The following is a 597-nucleotide window of genomic DNA, read 5'->3' on the forward strand; positions in this document are numbered from 1 at the left end:
GTGCAGAGCATCCCCGGCTTTGCCACCGCGCCCGCACTGCTCTACGTCGGTGCGCAAATGCTGCGCAGCGCGCGCGAAATCGACTGGGACGACATGACCGAAGCCGCCCCCGCTTTCCTGACCATCGTGTTCATGCCGTTCACCTATTCGATTGCCGACGGCATTGCTTTCGGCTTCATCAGCTACGCCGTGATTAAACTTTTATGCAACCGCGTGAAAGACGTGCCGCCTATGGTATGGATAGTCGCCGTATTGTGGGCATTGAAATTCTGGTTTATGGGCGGCTGATACCGTTTCCAGGTTAGCTGTTTCATTCCCCGCAATAGCAAAAGGTCGTCTGGAAATTTTCAGACGACCTTTTTTGGTTTTTAAGATGAAATGAATATTTGAAACTTCGCGCTATCGTTCCGCTCAATATTCAAAGACATCAGCCAATGCTTAAAACCACTCTTTCTTACCGATAACATAAACTTGTTCAAATTCTTCCGGCGTAGATGTCAGGTATTTAAAGATGTCGAAGAGAGATAAACCGACAACAGCTATCAAAGCAGGATAGACAAAAAACATACCCACCACGCCAATCGCCAAATAGATGAT

At 47.9% G+C, this 597-nt stretch carries 1 pseudogene; it reads left to right on the forward strand.

The annotated features are described in order from the left end of the window. Positions 1–288: pseudogene (locus ACTHUR_RS15970) on the forward strand (NCS2 family permease); the annotation flags it as partial. Positions 289–597: the final 309 nt, after the last annotated feature.

The organism is Neisseria sp. P0021.S007 (assembly GCF_051956855.1).